At 61.7% G+C, this 18,438-nt stretch carries 15 protein-coding genes; all 15 read left to right on the top strand.

From position 1 onward, the window contains the following. Positions 1-50 precede the first annotated feature (50 nt). The 15 genes from JSS27_00195 to JSS27_00125 all read left to right on the top strand — a co-directional run bounded on the left by JSS27_00195 (position 51) and on the right by JSS27_00125 (position 18,322). Positions 51-614 carry a ubiquinol-cytochrome c reductase iron-sulfur subunit gene (locus tag JSS27_00195; GenBank protein MBS0207346.1) on the top strand — a complete coding sequence of 188 codons (564 nt, stop codon included), beginning with the start codon at positions 51-53 and terminating at the stop codon, positions 612-614. A gap of 60 nt (positions 615-674) precedes the next feature. After that, the gene (locus JSS27_00190) at positions 675-1,451 is read left to right on the top strand and encodes a cytochrome b N-terminal domain-containing protein (GenBank protein ID MBS0207345.1); all 777 of its coding nucleotides are present in this window, start codon (positions 675-677) and stop codon (positions 1,449-1,451) included. A gap of 106 nt (positions 1,452-1,557) precedes the next feature. Further along, the gene (locus JSS27_00185; GenBank protein MBS0207344.1) at positions 1,558-2,958 is read left to right on the top strand and encodes a hypothetical protein; all 1,401 of its coding nucleotides are present in this window, start codon (positions 1,558-1,560) and stop codon (positions 2,956-2,958) included. 118 nt (positions 2,959-3,076) lie between these two features. Further along, positions 3,077-7,573: a c-type cytochrome gene (locus JSS27_00180; protein MBS0207343.1), complete on the top strand. Its 4,497-nt coding sequence runs from the start codon at positions 3,077-3,079 to the stop codon at positions 7,571-7,573. Between the two features lie 37 nt (positions 7,574-7,610). Further along, on the top strand, positions 7,611-7,826 hold the full coding sequence (locus JSS27_00175) for a hypothetical protein (GenBank protein ID MBS0207342.1): 216 nt from the start codon (positions 7,611-7,613) through the stop codon (positions 7,824-7,826). Between the two features lies 1 nt (position 7,827). After that, positions 7,828-8,583, top strand: coding sequence for a hypothetical protein (locus JSS27_00170; GenBank protein MBS0207341.1), 756 nt, complete (start codon positions 7,828-7,830; stop codon positions 8,581-8,583). Positions 8,584-8,623: 40 nt separating this feature from the next. Further along, positions 8,624-9,553 carry a hypothetical protein gene (locus JSS27_00165; GenBank protein MBS0207340.1) on the top strand — a complete coding sequence of 310 codons (930 nt, stop codon included), beginning with the start codon at positions 8,624-8,626 and terminating at the stop codon, positions 9,551-9,553. A gap of 69 nt (positions 9,554-9,622) precedes the next feature. Further along, positions 9,623-10,924 carry a c-type cytochrome gene (locus JSS27_00160; protein ID MBS0207339.1) on the top strand — a complete coding sequence of 434 codons (1,302 nt, stop codon included), beginning with the start codon at positions 9,623-9,625 and terminating at the stop codon, positions 10,922-10,924. Between the two features lie 119 nt (positions 10,925-11,043). Next, complete coding sequence (gene coxB, locus JSS27_00155; GenBank protein MBS0207338.1) at positions 11,044-11,793, top strand: cytochrome c oxidase subunit II; 750 nt, start codon at positions 11,044-11,046, stop codon at positions 11,791-11,793. 140 nt (positions 11,794-11,933) lie between these two features. Further along, positions 11,934-13,733, top strand: coding sequence for a cbb3-type cytochrome c oxidase subunit I (locus tag JSS27_00150; GenBank protein ID MBS0207337.1), 1,800 nt, complete (start codon positions 11,934-11,936; stop codon positions 13,731-13,733). 48 nt (positions 13,734-13,781) lie between these two features. Then, complete coding sequence (locus JSS27_00145; protein ID MBS0207336.1) at positions 13,782-14,795, top strand: COX15/CtaA family protein; 1,014 nt, start codon at positions 13,782-13,784, stop codon at positions 14,793-14,795. Further along, complete coding sequence (gene cyoE, locus JSS27_00140) at positions 14,792-15,766, top strand: protoheme IX farnesyltransferase (GenBank protein MBS0207335.1); 975 nt, start codon at positions 14,792-14,794, stop codon at positions 15,764-15,766. Before JSS27_00145 ends, cyoE begins: the two co-directional genes overlap by 4 nt. A 336-nt stretch (positions 15,767-16,102) precedes the next feature. Next, on the top strand, positions 16,103-16,813 hold the full coding sequence (locus JSS27_00135) for a heme-copper oxidase subunit III (protein MBS0207334.1): 711 nt from the start codon (positions 16,103-16,105) through the stop codon (positions 16,811-16,813). A 93-nt stretch (positions 16,814-16,906) separates the two neighbouring features. Then, entirely contained in the window at positions 16,907-17,380 is a 474-nt protein-coding gene (locus JSS27_00130; protein MBS0207333.1) for a cytochrome C oxidase subunit IV family protein, read from the top strand. Positions 17,381-17,383: 3 nt separating this feature from the next. Next, positions 17,384-18,322 carry an ATP-binding cassette domain-containing protein gene (locus tag JSS27_00125; GenBank protein ID MBS0207332.1) on the top strand — a complete coding sequence of 313 codons (939 nt, stop codon included), beginning with the start codon at positions 17,384-17,386 and terminating at the stop codon, positions 18,320-18,322. The last annotated feature ends 116 nt before the right edge of the window (positions 18,323-18,438 follow it).

Raw genomic sequence — 18,438 nt, 5'->3', positions numbered from 1 at the left:
CCGCCGGCAAAGAGATCAAGGTCACCCAGTCCAAGGTGACTGTCCCGCCCATGCCGGTGAAGCCCGACTATGCCAAGGTCAAGCCGGCCAAGGCCGAGGCGGATGAAGATCGCCGCGGCTTCATGGAAATTATCTTTGGCTCGTTCTTGGCCGCTGGGTTCACGTTCCTGGCGACGGCGACGGGGCTGATGGGCCTGGCCACGGCGCGGTTCATGTTTCCGAACATCCTCACCGAGCCTCCCAGCCGGTTCAAAGTCGGCTTCCCGAGCGATTTCCCGCCGGGCACGGTCGACGAGCGGTTCAAGGCGCTGAACGGTGTCTGGGTCGTAAACGCCGAATACAACGGCGTTCGCGAGATCTTCGCGCTGCGGACGGTTTGCACTCACCTGGGCTGCACGCCGAACTGGCTCGAAGGGGAGCAGAAGTTCAAGTGCCCCTGCCACGGCAGCGGTTTCTACAAAGACGGAATCAACTTTGAAGGTCCGGCTCCGCGACCGCTCGAACGATATGCCATCCGCCTGTCCGACGACGGCCAGTTGGAAGTCGACAAGAGCAAGCTGTTCCAGGAAGAACTGGGACAGTGGGTGGACCCGGCCTGTTACGTGACGGTCTAAGAGCGGCTGAATAACTGAACCAGCGACTGAGCAACCGAAGAACGTGGGAAAGCGGCGATAATGGCCACGATCGGCGAGACGATTCGTAATTCGCAACTTTGGAAGAGCATCTTTCGGCACCCCATGCCGATCGATCGTCGTAACCGCATCGTCGTGATGCTGACGAACTTCTTCCTGCACCTGCATCCGGTCTCGATCAAGAAGCAAGGCATCGCGCTCTCGTACACCTGGTGCATGGGTGGCGTGACGTTCTTCCTGTTTCTGGTCGAAACGATCACCGGCGTGCTGCTCATGTTCTATTTCCGGCCGACGCTCGAGTGGGCCTATAACGACATCCTCGCCTTGCGCGACGTGACGAGTCTGGGGGTGTTGCGCGAGCTGCACCGCTGGGGCGCGCACGCCATGGTGATCACCACCTGGTTGCATATGTACCGGGTGTTCTTGACGGGCAGCTATAAGCCGCCGCGCGAGTTCAACTGGGTGATCGGCGTGATTTTGCTGCTGCTCACGCTGCTGTTGTCATTCACCGGCTATTTGCTGCCGTGGGACCAGTTGGCCATTTGGGCCATCACGGTCGGTTCGAACATGGCCCGCGCCACGCCTTTGTTGGGTCACGAAGGCCCCGGTCAGCAACTGCTGCAGATCGGCGGCATCGACATGATCACCAACGCCAGCGACGCGCGGTTCGGCTTGCTCGGCGCGCGGTTCGTCGGCGAGGAAACGCTCAATCGGTTTTACGTATTGCACTGCGTGGCCATTCCGCTGGCCGCGTCGTTGTTGATTGCGATTCACTTCTGGCGCGTGCGCAAGGACGGCGGCATTAGCGGGCCGCTGTAAGCGACGAAAAACGATAAACGCGAAACGATAAACGCCGGCAAGAGCATGGTGGCTTGCGTCGGAGTGCCGGACTGCGAGTAACTCTTGTCCGTGGAAGTACGAAGCTATGCACGGTGACGAACTACATTTTCTGGTGACGGCGGCCAAGCCGCTGGGCTGGTTCTATCTGCTGTTGGCCACGATGAACTGGGTGACCGCCCTGTTGTTGTGGCGCCGCGGGCCGTCAAAGACTTACTTCCATCTGTTCGGCCTGCCGGTCACCAACGTGGCCGCCTGGTTTGCCTTTGGCTCATTCTTCCTGTTGTTGTCCCCCATTGCCATGGACGGGGCGCCGTTCCCGATCTGGCACTTCTGGCCGTTCGAGCCTTGGCTGCCGAGCGCTTGGGTCAAGATCAAGGAATTGGCCAATGCGTTCATCGGCGGTGCCAATGGTCCGGTCGTGCTGACCGGCGGCTCGCTGCTGGGCATGATCGTGTTCTATGTCTTCCGTCGCCCGTTGACCAAGCCAGCCGTGGCTTGGCTGGTGTTCAACCTGTCACTGTTGGGCATGGGCATGGCCATGACCGACCCGAACTTCGCCGCCATTGTGGCCAAGCCCGACAACGTGCCGATCGTTGGTTTGATTTTCTTGCTGGGTTTCTTCACCTGGCTGGCCACGTACAAAGCGGTGTTGAACGACGACCGGATTGCCGAAGGGCTACCGCCGCTGGAAAAGGTGGACGACGAAAAGGTGCTGGTGTGGCCCGACCTGGTTTACACCGAAATGATCTGCATGATCGCGCTGACGGCGTTCCTGTTGTTCTGGGGGCTCGGCCTGCAAGCCCCGCTGGAAGAGCCGGCCAGCAGTGTGAAAACCCCCAATCCGTCGAAGGCGCCGTGGTACTTCCTGGGGTTGCAGGAGATGCTCGTTTACTTCGATCCGTGGATGGCTGGCGTCGTGCTTCCCAGCGTGGTCGTGGGGGGCTTGATGGCGATTCCCTACTTGGACTTCAACAAGAAGGGGAACGGCTACTACACGATCGTGGAACGGAAGTTCGCTTACATCATCTTCCAACTCGGCTTCATCGAATTGTGGGTCGTGCTGATCATCCTGGGCACGTTCCTGCGTGGACCGAACTGGAACATCTTTGGTCCTTTTGAGTTCTGGGACGCCCACAAGGTGCTGGCCATGAACAATATCGACCTTTCCGAGTATTTCTGGAAAGGGTTGATGAACACCGGGCTGCCCAAGGCGCCCGCCGGCACCGGCAAGGGAATGGAGTTGCTCTGGATTGCCTATCGCGAAGCGCCGGGCATCATCCTGACGCTGGGCTACTTGATTGTGCTGCCGCCGATCATGGCGACGACCATCTTGCGCAAGTTCTTCGTCAAGATGGGCTTCATCCGCTACATGATCCTGGCCAACTTGCTGCTGCTGATGGCTTCGCTGCCGGTGAAGATGATTCTGCGCTGGACGGTGAATCTGAAATACATCATTCACATCGACGAATACTTCCTGAATTTGTGATCGCCGGCGGCCCGCTCGCGTCGCGTCGCCCCGGCTGACGACGATCGCGGGCGTATGCAGGTGGTGAAAAGTTTACGCTACATCGGGTTGGATCCCGACGGAACGAAGGCAAGCTGATATGCCCGCTAATGAACAAACTTGGCGCAGTCTGTCGCTGATGCACGTGGTGTTCTGCGTCTCGGGGTTGGTGATGTTGATCGCCACCATCTGGATGCTGGCCAAGGACCACGATCGGGAGTGGAAGAACTACCAGCGCGACTTCCAGAAAGTCGAAATCTGGACGGCCGAAAGCCGGGTCGACGAGTCGGACAGCCCCGCGTTCCAGGCTCGCAAGGCCGAGTTGCAAAAGGAAGTCGCCGCCGCCGCGGCCGAGCACCCGTCGCGTGAGTTGGTCGACGACTTCCTCAAGCGAGCCACGGCGTACGCTTCGACCAACGGTTACGACTTGAAGGCGGTCCAAGATCAGATCGATGTGGCCTTGCCCAAGGGGACGCCCCCTTCGCCCACGGAAGACAAGTCGCAAGTCACGACCAAGCGGGCGGCGCTGCTGGCGGCTATGCAAGCCGTCGTCAACAAGGCCAAGTTCGACGAGGGAAAACGTCAGAGCGAGTTGAAGTTCAAGCGCGCCGAGTTGGACGTCGAGCGCAGCAAGTTTTCGATTGCCGTCGACGAGGGGAAGGACGACGCCGACTTGAAGTCGATCGAGGACGGGGTGCGCAAGGTCGAGAACCTGGTCAATGACTTGAACTTGGCGTATCAGGCCGCCAAGACGCACCGGCTGGACCTGGAAGGCGTGATCGGTCAGATCAACGCTAACGAAGCGGCCAAACAGAAGGAACTGGCCGATTACGAGACTCCGCTCAAGCAGCGTGAAACGGCACTCACTGAGCGCCAGCCTCCCGATGCCATTGGCCGCATCGGCCGCAAGCTGCTCGAAGCGCCAATCATCGACGCCTTTGGCCGGCCGCTCAAGATCGAGCAAATCTGGCTGCCGCAACTGACGCTGAACAACAACTTCCGCGATGTCGCGCGATTCGACCGTTGCACGACCTGCCACTTGGGCATCGACAAGACCGCGCCCGGCTCGGCCGTTGACGCCGGCTATGAGCCGGCCAAACGCGAAAAGCTGACACTGAGCACGCCGAAGCAGGCGCCCCAGCGTGAAAAAGACAAGGATGGCAAGCCAATCCCCATCACGACCGATCTGGTCTATGGGTTCTCGCTGTCCGCCGAGGGACAGTTGAACCCCAACGACGCGACGGTCGACGTGGTGTGGCCGCGCTCGGTGGCCGCCAACGCCGGTCTGAAACCCGGCGACGTGATCGAGCTGATCGAAGACGCCCAGATCGTCGACCGCGCGACGGCCGAAAAGTTTCTGGTGGACCTGGTCACGTGGGGCAAGCCGCTGACGCTCACTGTCCGCCGCGGCATTCCGCAGCCGTTCAGCTCGCACCCGAAGCTCGACTTGTTCGTCGGTTCGCTCAGCCCGCACAAGATGGCCGACGTGGGCTGCACCATCTGTCACGATGGCCAAGGGAGCGCCACCGATTTCAAGTGGGCTTCGCACACGCCGAACAATCCGAACGAAGCCGACGAATGGTCGCGCAAGCACGGCTGGTTCAACAACCACCACTGGATCTTCCCGCAGCAGCCCACTCGGTTTGCCGAGAGCACCTGCTTGAAGTGTCACCACGAAGTGATCGAGTTGGAGCCGAGCGAACGGTTCCCCGATCCGCCGGCGCCGAAGCTGGTCGAAGGCTACAATCTGATCCGGCAATACGGCTGCTTCGGTTGCCACGAGATCAACGGCTACGACGGCCCGTCGAAGCGCAAGGGCCCCGATATGCGGGCCGAGCCGACGTACTTTGCCGCGGCCCAGTCATTGCTGGCCTCGCAGGGGTTGAGCGACGAGATGAAGTTGCTGGCCCGCGACGTGGTCGCCCATCCCGAGGTGACGTCCCAGCGCAAATTGCTGGCCGAGTTGATTGCCGCCGCGCCGCAAAGCGGCGAAGGGACCGTGACGCCGGCGATGAAGAAGCTGGCGGGCCTGCTCGGCGCCGACGATGAAACACCGGGCCAGTTGCGCAAGGTCGGCCCCAGCCTGCGTTACGTCGCGTCGAAGGTCGACAAGGACTTCTTGTATCACTGGATTCGCAACCCGAGCGATTTCCGCCCCTCGACCAAGATGCCCAGGTTCTTTGGCTTGTGGGATCACCTGACCCCCGAGGAAAAGGTGGTCGAAGGACGTCCGATTAACGACGCCAGCGGCCACCCGGTCATGCAACCGAGCCCCGGCTTGACCACGGCCCAGCGTTACGAGCCGCTAGAGATTCTGGCGATCACCGATTATCTGCTGGCCCGCAGCGACAAGTTCGAATACGCCGCTCGCCCCAAGGGAGCCGTCGAGCCGCCGTCGGTCGAGCGCGGCAAGGTGATGTTCCAGACTCGCGGCTGTTTGGCCTGTCACCAGCACGGCGATTTCCCCGCGGCCAAGGACACGCAAGGTCCGGACCTAAACCGCCTGGGCTCGAAGCTCAAGGGGCAGCGCGGCCGCGATTGGCTGTATAGCTGGGTCCGCGAGCCCAATCGCTACCACGCTCGCACGGTGATGCCGAACCTGTTCCTCGAAACGATCAAGGGCGCCGACGGCAAGACGACCGATCCGGCCGCCGACATTGTCGAGTACCTGCTCAAGTCGCAAGGCTGGTCGCCGAAGGAACCGGCCGCTTTGCCCACCGCCGCCAGCAATGGCGACGCCCTGACCGAGTTGACCAAGCAGTATCTAACCGGCGCGTTCACGGTGGTCGACGCCGAGGCTTACGCCAAGAACGGCATCAGCCCCAAGCTGGGCGCGGCCGTCCGCGGCGACGAGACGATTTTGGTCGGTGAGTTCTCGCCTGAAGAACTGGCTCGTCGCAAGTTGCTCTACGTCGGCCGCCGCTCGATCTCGCGATTGGGTTGCTCGGGTTGTCACGACATCCCAGGCTTTGAAGACGCCAAGCCGATCGGCACCGCGCTGGCCGACTGGGGCCGTAAGGAGCCGTCGAAGCTGGCCTTCGAGCAGATTGTCGCTTACCTGTCACAACGTCAGGCCGAAGGGAAAGACCCGGAGATCGCCATCCACAAGAGCGAAATCCACGGCATGAAGAGCCAGCACGCAGGTGACGACCACGAAGAACTCGCTCACCTTGACTCGCACGATGCGCACGGACACCTGACCACGCGCGACGTCAATCAAGACGCGGGCTTCTATCTCGATGCCATGATGCACCACGGTCGTGAAGGCTTCATCTGGCAAAAGCTGCGCGAGCCGCGGAGCTATGACTATCGCAAGACCGAGAACAAGGACTACTTCGACCGGCTGCGGATGCCCAAGTTCAACTTCACGCCCGAACAGCGCGAAGCGGTGATCACGTTCGTGCTGGGTTTGGTGGCCGAGCCCCCCGCCGCGCGCTACGTGTACAAGCCGTCGCCAAATCGGGCCTGGGAGCTGAAGGGTCAGCAAGTCGTCAACAAGTTCAACTGCGCCGGCTGCCATACGATGGAGATGGAGCAGTGGACCTTCGACTACAAGCCGGCCGACAGCAAGGATCCGAACGCGCTGCCCCCCCCGCCGCCGTTCACTGACTTTGCCTTCTTGAACCCGCACTTCACGCCGGCGCAAATGGTGGCCTCGACCAAGGTCGACCGTCGCGGGTTGGGTCGCGCCACGATCACAGGCATGCCGCGCCCCGAGACGATCGAAGACGACGACGGCAAGCCGATCAACATCTTTGAGCTTTGGAAGCCGGCGGCCATCGATGGCCACGTCTGGCCGGTGGGCGGCTTGGACGTGCCAGTGCCCGACACGATGATTGTCAACAAGCGGGCCCCGGTAGGCGGCAATTTGGCCCGCATGTTGCACCCGGTGGCGATGGAACTGGAAAGGCCGAACAACGCGAACGTGAAGGGGAGCGACGCCTGGGGCTGGGTTCCGCCGCCGTTGGTGGGCGAGGGACGCAAGGTACAGTCGGCCTGGCTGCACAACTTCCTGCTCGATCCTTACCCGATTCGGCCGGCCGTGATCCTACGGATGCCCAAGTTCAATATGTCGAGCGACGAAGCGACCGCCCTGGTCAATTACTTCGCCGCCCGTGACAAGGTTGAATACCCGTATGAGTTTGATCCGCGCACGCGGAGCGAGTACCTGTCGACGGCCGAGGCCAAGCACCCGGGCCGGATGAAGGACGCACTAAACGTGATTACGAACAACAACTACTGCGTGAAGTGCCACTTGATCGGCGACTTTGTGCCGGCCGGCAGCGAGAAGGCGCTGGCGCCGCAGTTGGATCGTGTTTCGCAGCGGTTGCGCCCTGACTTCCTGCAACGCTGGATCGCCAACCCCAAGCGGCAATTGCCGTTTACGGGCATGCCGGTGAACTTTCCGCCCGACAAGCCCGCTGACCAGGCCCTGTACCACGGCACCAGCGCCGAGCAGGTGTCCGGCGTGGCGGACTTGTTGTTGAACTGGCCGGAAGTGATGCAAGGCAAGACGTCGATCAAGGCGCTCGTTCCGCCGCCCGCTCCGGCAGTGCCGGCGAGTGGCGCGGCTCCGGCCGGAAATCGTCCGCAGTAATCGACCGCACGCCCGATTCAAAGAAGGACTCCGAATCATGAGCAAGCAGTTTTCAGCAACGATTGCCGCCGCCTGCCTGGCGGTGGCGCTGGTTGCCGGTTGTGGTCGGAACGACGGCTCGCCTCCTCCGGGAGCGCCGGCCGCCGTGCCCGACATGAATGTCCAGATCGACGCGCCCAAGGAACCCGCGGCGCCCAAAACCGAATCGACGCCCGGCGCTGGAACGCCGGCCGGCGATAAAGGAGCCAAGTAGCATGTTATTTCGCGTTGCTCGCCCTGCCCTGTTGTTCTCGGCCGCGTTGGCTGTTTTGGCCGGCGCTTCGACCGCCCAAGCGCAATGGGGCGATCTGAAGATCAAGTTCAAGTACAAAGGCGCGGCCCCCGCTCCGGTGAAGATCAACGTCAACAAGGACATCGAGGTCTGCGGCCCGCACAACCTGGTCGAAGAAGACCTGGTCGTCGGCGCCGACGGCGGCGTGGCCAACATCATCGTTTATCTGCGCACCAAAGGTGTGATGGTCCATCCCGACTACGCCAAGACCGATAATGACAAGCTCGAATACGACAACAAGGGCTGCCGTTTCGTGCCGCACATTCTGCCGATCCGGCTGAGCCAGTCGCTAGTGCTGCACAATTCGGACCCGGTGGGCCACAACAGCAACCTGCAGCCGATGCTGGACGCGGGCATCAACCCGCTGATCCCCTCCAATCAATCGGTCGAGCACAAGTTTGCCCGGGTCCAGACCGTGCCGGTGAAGATCACCTGCAACATTCATCCCTGGATGGTGGGTTGGGTGCTGCCGCGCGATAACCCGTATATGGCCGTGTCGGCGGCGGATGGGACGTTGACGATCGAAAAGTTGCCGGCCGGCGAGTTGGAGTTCCAGGCCTGGCACGAGAAGAAGGGCTACTTGAAGGCTGGCTCGTGGGCCAATGGTCGCTTCAAGCAGACCATCAAGGATGGCGCCAATGACCTGGGGGTCATCGAGCTGGACCCGAGCCTGTTCTAGTGAGCTCGTTTGAACAAGACCCGTTGTGAGTAGGACCGCCATGATGGTTGGGAAGTCGAGTCGAGTGATCGAATCGCCGCGCCGGCGCGCGGCGCGTGGTGGGGCGCTGGGGTTCAGCGCCTTGGCCGCGTTGATGCTGGGGGCAGTAGCGCTGACCGCAGTATCGCTGACAGGTTGCGGCAAGCGACTGAGCAATGATGCCCAGCCGGACAAGGCGCTGGCCGAAAAGCTTCGCGCTGGCGGTGGCGCTGGCGCGGCGGCGGCCACGGCCCAGGCGACCGGCACCGGTTGGTGTACGCTGAAGGGGAAATTCACCTTCGACGGCGCGCCGCCAGCGGCCGCTTTCATGTCCACGGCCAACAAGGACGCCGAAGTCTGCGGCGCGCAGGTTCCGGTCGAATCGTTGGTGGTCGACGCCGCCAGCAAGGGGATTTCCAATGTGTTCATTTACGCCCGCAAGGTCTCGCGGGTGAAGCCCGACGCGCCGGTTCCCGGCGGCAGCAAGCCCGAGTTCGACCAGAAGAAGTGCCTGTTCTCGACGCACTTGTTTGCCACGATGATCAAGCTGCCGATTGTGATCAAGAACAGCGACAGCGTCGGCCACAACACCAACATCGCGCCGCCGGGAAATCCGCCGGCGAACTTTCTGTTACCGGCCCAACAATCGGACTCGTACACGTTCACTCGCGAAATGGGCGCGCCGTCCGAAGTGACGTGCAACATCCACCCGTGGATGAAGGCCTTTGTCGTGGCCCGCAAGGATCCTTACTTCGCGGTCACCAGCAAGGACGGCTCGTTCGAGATTGCCAATCTGCCGGCGGGAGAAACCATCGAGTTTCAGGTCTGGCACGAACGCGCGCCGGGTGGCCTGACGGCCGGGGCGGTGAGCAAGGGACGATTCAAGTTGAAAATCGGTGAGAACGAAACAAAGGACGTGGGCGAAATCAAGGTGCCCGCTGGACAGTTCTAAGTTCAAAGTCAAGTCAAGCTGGTGCGAAGGTCGCAAGGTCGTCGTGCTGAACTGGGTGATAGGGTATTCATGGTGAGCATTTCTTTGATCCAAAACCGTTCGACCCGTTGGCTCGGCACTGCGTGCGTGGCGCTGGTGTCGGTCGCCCTGGTGGCCGGCTGTACTAAGCCGCTGCCAGTCAGCTTCCGATTGGACAAGCAAGGTCGCGATCCCAAGCTGTTCGATCCCAAGGCCGAAGGCAATCAAGTCGCCGCCGAAAAGAAGATTTCGACGGCCCTCTACGCCTTGTTCGGCACGCCGGACGATCCTTGGGTATTCGCCGAAAGCGGCTTGGACATTTACAAGATTCGGCTCGCGTCGGGGCCGGTGTCGAGTAACGAAAACGGTGAACAGCGCGGGTTGTATCGTCAGCACTGTGCCCACTGTCACGGCATCACCGGCGACGGCGCTGGTCCGACGGCGGCGTTCCTCACGCCTTACCCTCGCGATTACCGCAAGGGTGTCTACAAATTCAAGGCCAACGAATTGGCGCAGAAGCCGTCGAATGACGACCTGCACCGGACTCTGCGTGAAGGGATCAACGGCACCGCCATGCCGTCGTTCCTGTTGCTGCCCGAGCAAGAACGCGACGCGCTGATCGAATACGTGAAGTATCTGAGCATGCGTGGCGAGATGGAGATTCTGCTCGCGTCGCAGGTCTTTGACGACGACTCGATTGAGTTGACACGTGACTTCCTCGTCACCGAGGGATTGTCGCCACTGGCCGAGAACTGGGCCGACGATAAGACCGGCCCGATCCAGATTCCCCCCAAGCCGGAAATCACCGACCACGTGGCCTGGGCCAAGGCGGGCGCCGAGTTGTTCAAGGGGCCCAAGGCCCAATGTGCCAAGTGCCACGGGCCGAATGGTCTGGGTGATGGCAGTGAAGAATTGCTGTTCGACGAGTGGAACAAGGAAAAGAAGCAAACGGTCCTCCCCAAGGAAATCGCCACACTCGAACACGACCTGCGGAACTTCCAGCCCCCGCCAGGGATGAAGCCCGCGGACGAGGCGGCGGCTCGCGAGGCGCTGCGCAAGCAGATCGATGGCAAGCGCGAGCTGTTGAAGATTTCGCACGAAACTTACTTGCTCCCCGAGCAGCAGATTCAACCACGCAACTTGCGGCAAGGGCTGTATCGCTTTGGCCGCAACATGACGGACACCTATCGGCGGGTTCACGCTGGCATTGCCGGCACCCCGATGCCCGCCGGTGGCAAGTCGTTGACGCCGACCGAAATTTGGCAGTTGGTCGATTACGTGCGGCTGCTTCCTTATGACCAGCGTTTGACGTCGGCTGCGGCGAGCCCGACCGCCGGACGGGCACACAACTAATTCCTTGGATTAACTAGGACCGCTTCGCGCGCCACGGCGCTCGACAAGAGAGAACACCCCGAGAAACCAGCCGCCTGGGTCAACCGCCGGGCGTGACGAACTTTTTGCGGAGACTGACGGTGGGACGTTATTGGAGCTTGCTGTTCTTGCTGGTGCCGGTGCTCGGCGTGGGCTCATTTGTCTGGGGAGCCAGCGGCGCCATGTGGCTGCCGGTCGATATCTCGGAGCACGGCTGGCAGATTGACCACCTGTGGAACTTCATTCTGATTCTCACCGGCCTGGTGTTCATTGTCACCGAGGGCGCGCTGGTTTGGTTCTTGTGGAAGTACGATGCCAGCAGCAACCCCGAGCCGGTCAAGTTCACCCACGGCAGCCACAACCTGGAAGTCGTCTGGACGATTCTGCCGGCGGCGACGTTGCTGTTCATTGCCATTTACCAGATGAACGCCTGGGCCGACGTGAAGATGCGCCGGCCGAATGTGCCCGCCACCTTGGAAGTGATGGCCCGGCAGTTCGAGTGGCGGTTCCGCTACCCCGGCCCGGACAACAAGTTCGACACGCCCGACGACATCTACGCGGTCAACGAGTTCCACTTGCCGGTCGACGAGGATGTGGTTGTGAACCTGAAGAGCATGGACGTGCTGCACGACTTCTTCCTGCCCAACTTGCGCGTCAAGCAGGACGCCGTGCCGGGCATGATGATTCCGGTCTGGTTCCGGGCCAAGCAAACGGGCGAGTACGACCTGGTCTGCGCCGAGTTGTGCGGCTGGGGCCACTACAAGATGAAGGGGCGGCTCAAAGTCGAGTCGCGCGACAAGTACAACGCCTGGCTCGAGAACATCAGCCGGCAGCAGACGGCGACGAAGTAAGCCAGATAATCTCGTAACGAATCGCAATCAAGTAACCACGGACAAACATTCAGCGTCAGCGTTCGGCAGCTTGCCCACGATCAGTCCGCTGTGCGGCGGAACCCACAGGTGCAAGTGTCCGAGCGCTGTTGAGGATAGCCATGAGCGACGCAGCGGTTAGCACCCACGGTCACGATCACGCCCAGCAAGGTTCGTTGGGTCACTTCGTGCGGACGTATGTTTTCTCGCTCGATCACAAGGTGATCGGCATCCAGTTCCTGTTCTCGACGCTGCTCTGGTTGATCGTCGGCGGGTTGCTGGCCCTGGGCGTGCGCTGGCAGTTGGCCTGGCCCTGGTCGAACATGCCGGGCGTCGGCCCGACGGTGTTCCCCGCCGAAGGGGGCCAGATTTCGCCCGAGTTCTACACCATGCTCGTCACCATGCACGCCTCGGTGATGATTTTCTTCGTGATCATTCCGATTTTGGCCGGCGCGTTCGGCAACTTCTTGATCCCGTTGATGATCGGCGCCGACGACATGGCGTTTCCGACACTCAACATGCTGAGCTACTGGTTCATGTGGCCGGCCTTCATCGTCATGATTTGCAGCTTTTTCACCGCCGGCGGCGCGGCAGCGGCCGGCTGGACCGGCTATCCGCCCTTATCGGGACACCCCGCGGCGGCGCCGGGTAGCGCCATGGGACAAACCTTCTGGCTGATCGGCCTGATCTTCGTCGGCATCTCGTCGATGATGGGTTCGGTCAACTACATGACCACGATCATCCAGATGCGCGCGCCGGGCATGACCATGTTCCGGCTGCCGATGACCATCTGGGGCATGTTCATCACCGCCGTGCTCCAGGCCTTTGCCTTGCCCGTGTTGACCGCGGCATTGTTCATGCAGTTGCTCGATCGCGTGGCGATGACCGGGTTCTTCCTGCCCGAAGGTCTGATCGTCAACAACGCGCCGCCGGTTAGCGGTGGTGGTCAGGTTCTGCTGTGGCAGCACTTGTTCTGGTTCTACAGCCACCCGGCCGTGTACATCATGATTCTGCCGGCGATGGGCATGGTCTCGGACATTATTAGCTGCTTTGCTCGCAAGCCGTTGTTTGGCTACAAGCCGATGGTCTACTCGATCTCGGGCATCGCCGGGCTGGGTTTCATCGTCTGGGGACATCACATGTTCATGTCGGGCATGAACCCGGCCTTGGGCATGACGTTCATGGTGTCGACGATGATGATCGCGCTGCCCAGCGCCATTAAGACCTTCAACTGGCTGGGTACCTTGTGGGGTGGCCGCATTCAGTTCACCACGCCGATGCTGTTCTCGTTGGCGTTTGTGTCGATGTTCATCATCGGCGGCCTGTCGGGCATTTTCATGGCCGCCACGCCCGTCGACGTGCATATTCACGACACCTACTTCATCGTCGGGCACATTCACTATGTGTTGTTCGCCGGCACGGCGATGGCGGTGTTTGGGGCCATCTATTTCTGGTTCCCCAAGATGTTCGGCCGGACGATGAACGAGACGTTGGGGAAGGTGCATTTCTTCCTGACGTTCATCTTCCTGAACGGCACGTTCTATCCGATGCACATCCTGGGGGCGGGCGGCTTCCCGCGCCGCTATGCCGACCCGTACCACTTTGAACTGTTCGCCCACATGAAGGGGTTGAACCAGTTTATGTCGATCTGCGCCATCGCCATGGGGCTGACGCAATTGATTTTCTTCGGCAACTTCATCGTCAGCATGTTCTTCGGGCCCAAGTGCGGCCGGAACCCCTGGCACGCCAACTCGCTCGAATGGTTCGCGCCCAGCCCGCCGGGGCACGGCAACTTCGACGCCCAACCCATCGTGTACCGCGCCCCGTACGAGTACGGCTCGCCGCTCACCGACAAGGATTACTACCCGCAGTGGGAACCGCCCAAGAATCCCGAGGCTGAAGGGGAATCGCACGGTCACTGATCGTGTACCGGTCGTCTTAACTGAGTCTGCTTGTTCCGTGTTGAACCTATGCCCTCCGTCGTCCCGCAAACCGATTCGCCTTGGCTTCACCGCTTGAGTGTGGCCCTGGTTTGCGCTACGTTCCCGCTGATTTGGGTGGGGGCGATGGTCACCACGCACGAAGCGGGCATGGCGGTTCCCGACTGGCCCACGACCTATGGGTACAACCCGCTGCGGTATCCTTGGGTCACTTGGCTGACCGGGCCGTTCGATCTGTTCATCGAGCACGGCCATCGCTTGTTGGTCACGCCGGTTGGGTTGATGACGATTGCGCTTGCTTGGCTAGCCTGGCGTCGCGATCGTCGCAATTGGGTCCATTGGTTTTCGCTGGCGCTGTTGGGCGTCGTGTGCGTGCAGGCCGTGATTGGCGGCATGCGCGTGACGCTCGACGCCCGGACGCTGGCTCGCCTGCATGCCTGCGTTGGGCCGTTGTACTTTGCCCTGGCGGCGGCGATGGCGGCCTTCACCTCCAAGTATTGGCGGAGTGAGGCGCAACCGGTGATAAATCACGCCGGTGGCAAACTCCATCGACTGGCGTCGTTGACCGCCCTGCTTGCTTATCTGCAGATTATTGTCGGCGCCCACCTGCGGCATTTGTCGTTGGGCTTCACTCCCAGCCAGTTTGAAGTCATTGTCTGGTTCCATTTGCTGCTGGCCTTGGCCCTGACGGCGCACATCGTATTGGCCTTTGTCTGCGTGCGGCGCAGCTTTGCCGGCGAGCGGTTGCTGGCGCGACCGGCCGCGGCGCTGGTTGCCTTGTTGCTGGTGCAATTGGTGCTGGGGTGTGCGACCTGGGTGACCAATTTCGGTTGGCCCACCTGGATGCATTGGCTGAGCCTGGCCGAGGATTACGTGATTGCCCAGGAAGGGTTGCTGCAAGCCACCGTCACCACGGCCCACGTGGCCGTCGGCTCGTTGATTCTGGCCACCTCGGGCGTGTTGGCGCTCCGTTCGTTCCGCCTGGTGCGTGGCGATGCGCCGCACATTGAACTGCGCTCGCTCAAACTGGGGGTGGCGCTATGAGCAATGCCTCCTCGCTGCTCGAATCGAGCGCCATCGAAGCTGGCATGTTGGACTCTCGCGAAATGCTCGCCGGCCACAGTCCCGCGGTCGACGCGCGGTATCCTTGGTCGCTCCGCGTGCGCGATTACGTCGAACTGTGCAAGCCGCGGATCGCGATCCTGGAACTGTTCACGGTGCTGGTGGCGGGCTTCCTGGCGCGCTGGAACGCGCCGGACTTGACGCTGCTGGTGCATGCCCTGATCGGGACGGCCCTGGTGGCCAGTAGCGCCAGCGCCGCCAATCACTGGCTTGAACGCGATTTGGACCGCCGCATGCGGCGCACGGTCGATCGACCGCTGGCGGCGGGGCGGTTGTCGAGTGCCGAGGGATTGTTCTTCGTCGCGCTCACGGGCCTGTCGGGCGTTGGTTACCTGTGGCTGATGGTGCGGCCGACGACGGCGCTTCTTGGCCTGATCACGTGGCTGCTGTATGTCGTTGTCTATACGCCGATGAAAGTGCGGTCGACGTTGAATACCGCGGTCGGTGCGGTCGCCGGCGCGATGCCGATCCTGATGGGTTGGTCGGCCGTTGATGGACATTGGAACCTGGCCGCGTTTGGCTTGTTCGGCGTGGTGTTGCTCTGGCAGTTTCCACACTTCATGGCGATTGCCTGGCTGTATCGCGAGGACTACGCCGCGGCGGGGATGAAGATGTTGCCGGTGGTTGACCGCACCGGGCGCGCCGCCGGCTTGCAGGCCGTCTGTGCCGCGCTCTTGTTGGTGCCGGTTAGCTTGTTGCCGGCGGTGACGCATCTGGCCGGGCTGCACTACGTGGTCTGGGCGCTGGTGCTCGGGCTGGCGCAGTTGGCCTGTGCCGTGACGTTTTTGGTCCGGCCCGACGAGCGGTCGGCGCGCTGGCTGTTGCGGGCCTCGCTGGTTTACCTGCCGTCGCTGTTGTTGATGTTGATTCTGGGTCCGTTTGGCACTCTGTAAAGAATTCTTATGGCAACGATCGCTCACGATACTGGACACGGCCACGGGGATCATGGACATGGTCATTCCGATGGCCACGATCATTCGGGTGGACATGGGCATTTGAAGTTGCAATACCAGCCGGCCCTGCCGTTGCCGAATGGCAAGCTGTTCATGTGGCTGTTCCTGTCGACGGAAATCATGTTCTTCGCTGGCCTGATCGGCACGTACATCGTGCTGCGGTTCGGCGCCGCCACGTGGCCGGTGCCACATGCGGTACACCTCAGCGAGCCGATCGGCGCGTTCAACACGTTCGTGCTGATCTGCTCCAGCGTGACGATCGTGCTCTGCCTGGAAATGGCCCGCTCTGGCAAGGCCCAGGCCGCCAAGGGGTGGATGGCGCTGACGTTGGCGCTGGGGTGCGTGTTCTTGGGGGTGAAGGGCTACGAGTACAACGCCAAGTTCGCCCACGGCATTCACCCGGCCTATCCGCGCAGCCCGATCTACGAGAAGGCCGACCTGATGTATGGTTCGGCCGTTCGGACGCGCGTTGATGTGTTGATCAAGGATCGCACCAATAGCGTCGCGCCTTTGCTCAAAAAACAAGAAGAGTTCGAAGCCGAGGCCAAGACGCTCAAGCCGGGTGAAAAGGCCACGAAGCCTGCACTGACCGATGCCGAGCAGGAAGAGGTGGCGCAATACAAGATGTTGTTGAACCTGAAAGATCGTGGCGGCTCGTCCGATCTTGGCGAGATGGTGCGCCTGGCGGCGGAGATCATGCCGCTGCCCCACCACGGCTCCAAGGAGTCGCTGCACGGCTTAAATGACAAGTACCATTGGCTCAAGCTGCCGATCGTGATTCCGGGGGGCAACATGTGGGCCAGCACCTACTTTGTGCTGACGGGATTTCACGCTGTTCACGTGCTGGTCGGCCTGATCGCCTTTGCCCTGATGCTGACCTATCGGATGGATGAACACTTTGCCGGCGCGATCGAGAATGTTGGTCTGTACTGGCACTTTGTCGACCTGGTCTGGATCTTTCTGTTTCCTTTGTTGTACTTGTTCTAGTGTTGCATTGACCCCCGGTCATTGACCGGAGGCTAAAGAAAAACTCAATACACAAAACTCGCTCACCATCGGCTTGTCCGAGGACTTTGTATTATGGATTCGACTCACGATCACGGTCACCACGACGCTGGGCACGACGCGCACGGCCACGGCGGCTTGGCCAAGTACATTTACGTCTTCATTGCGTTGTGCGCGCTGACAACTTGCTCGTTCATGACCTATTCCGACTTCTGGCACGAGCGCTGGGGCGACACGCCGGCGGTTGGCTGGGTGTTCATGATGCTCGTCTCATGCACCAAGGCCCTGTTGGTGATGCTGTTCTTCATGCACTTGAAATCCGAGGCCGACTGGAAGTACGTGCTGACGATTCCGGCTTCGATCATGTCGCTGTTCCTGGTGTTGGCCCTGGTGCCGGACGTCGGGTTGCGCATGCGCCGTTACTCGCCCGAACGCCGGGCCCAGATCGGCACCCTGAAAGACGCGACGGCGATCGAGAACGCCGCCCCGGTTCATCACGACGAAGCGGGCAAGGGACCTGCCGCCGCCGGCGGACACTCTGGTCACTAAGTAATGCCTGCTGCCGCGATTCACGCTTGCCAGGTGGTGCATCAATACGGTTCGCGCCGCGCGCTGGTCGGCATCGATCTGCGGATCGCGGCGGGCGAGTTGTTCGCCTTGCTTGGACCCAACGGCTCGGGCAAGACCACGCTGTTTCGCCTAATCTCGACCCTGCTGCCGGTGCAGCAAGGTTCGATTACCGTGGCGGGTTTCGATGTGGCGCGCCAGACGACGCAAGTCCGTCAGCATCTGGGCGTGGTGTTTCAGGCGCCGAGCCTGGACCGCAAGTTGACGGTTCGCGAGAACCTGACGTTCCACGGGCCACTGGTGGGGCTGACGGGGTCGCGCTTGCGACAAGCGACCGACGCCATGCTCGAGCGATTCGGCGTGGCCGATCGAGCGGGCGAACTGGTCGAGCGATTGTCCGGCGGCCTGCGGCGACGCGTTGAGTTGGCCAAAGGGCTGCTCCACCGCCCGGCTGTATTGTTGCTTGACGAGCCGAGCACCGGGCTCGATCCGGCGGCGCGGGCCGATCTGTGGCAGTTGCTCGTCGAACTGCGCGAGCGGGACGGGACGACCGTGGTGCTGACGACGCACCTGCTCGAAGAAGCCAACCAGGTCGATCGTTTGGCGATCATGGACGGTGGCAACATCGTGGCCCTCGACACGCCCGACGCCTTGCGAGCCACGGTCGGCGCGGACCTGATCACGATCGACGCGGCCGATCCCGCGCGGCTGGCCCGCGACATTCGGCAACAACTCGGGATCGAAGCCGTCGTGGTCGATGGCCAAATCCGCGTGCAGGCTGACGGGGGCGAGCAACTGTTGCCACGCCTGATCGCTGAGTTTCGCGAGCGGCTGACGTCGATCACGCTGGGCCGGCCCACGCTCGAAGATGTGTTCATCAACCGCACGGGGCATCGCCTGGAAAGCCCGGCGTTACCGACATGAAAACGCCAACCACGAACCCTTCTCCCCCCGGGAGAAGGTGGCGGCGCTAGCCGCCGGATGAGGGTCACGCCGCAAGCTGGTGCGGCGCTGCTACCCTCCCCCCTGCCCCTCCCTGC

It is taken from the genome of Planctomycetota bacterium (assembly GCA_018242585.1).
In the GTDB taxonomy this organism is placed as follows: Bacteria; Planctomycetota; Planctomycetia; order Pirellulales; family PNKZ01; genus JAFEBQ01.
Note: the sequence above shows the minus strand (reverse complement) of the source record. Positions and strands in the feature narration are given on the sequence as shown.

Coding starts and splice junctions, on each gene's coding strand:
- JSS27_00195 (MBS0207346.1), top strand. CDS start 51: ATGCCGGTGAAGCCCGACTATGCCAAGGTCAAGCCGGCCAAGGCCGAG.
- JSS27_00190 (MBS0207345.1), top strand. CDS start 675: ATGGCCACGATCGGCGAGACGATTCGTAATTCGCAACTTTGGAAGAGC.
- JSS27_00185 (MBS0207344.1), top strand. CDS start 1,558: ATGCACGGTGACGAACTACATTTTCTGGTGACGGCGGCCAAGCCGCTG.
- JSS27_00180 (MBS0207343.1), top strand. CDS start 3,077: ATGCCCGCTAATGAACAAACTTGGCGCAGTCTGTCGCTGATGCACGTG.
- JSS27_00175 (MBS0207342.1), top strand. CDS start 7,611: ATGAGCAAGCAGTTTTCAGCAACGATTGCCGCCGCCTGCCTGGCGGTG.
- JSS27_00170 (MBS0207341.1), top strand. CDS start 7,828: ATGTTATTTCGCGTTGCTCGCCCTGCCCTGTTGTTCTCGGCCGCGTTG.
- JSS27_00165 (MBS0207340.1), top strand. CDS start 8,624: ATGATGGTTGGGAAGTCGAGTCGAGTGATCGAATCGCCGCGCCGGCGC.
- JSS27_00160 (MBS0207339.1), top strand. CDS start 9,623: ATGGTGAGCATTTCTTTGATCCAAAACCGTTCGACCCGTTGGCTCGGC.
- JSS27_00150 (MBS0207337.1), top strand. CDS start 11,934: ATGAGCGACGCAGCGGTTAGCACCCACGGTCACGATCACGCCCAGCAA.
- JSS27_00145 (MBS0207336.1), top strand. CDS start 13,782: ATGCCCTCCGTCGTCCCGCAAACCGATTCGCCTTGGCTTCACCGCTTG.
- cyoE (MBS0207335.1), top strand. CDS start 14,792: ATGAGCAATGCCTCCTCGCTGCTCGAATCGAGCGCCATCGAAGCTGGC.
- JSS27_00135 (MBS0207334.1), top strand. CDS start 16,103: ATGGCCCGCTCTGGCAAGGCCCAGGCCGCCAAGGGGTGGATGGCGCTG.
- JSS27_00130 (MBS0207333.1), top strand. CDS start 16,907: ATGGATTCGACTCACGATCACGGTCACCACGACGCTGGGCACGACGCG.
- JSS27_00125 (MBS0207332.1), top strand. CDS start 17,384: ATGCCTGCTGCCGCGATTCACGCTTGCCAGGTGGTGCATCAATACGGT.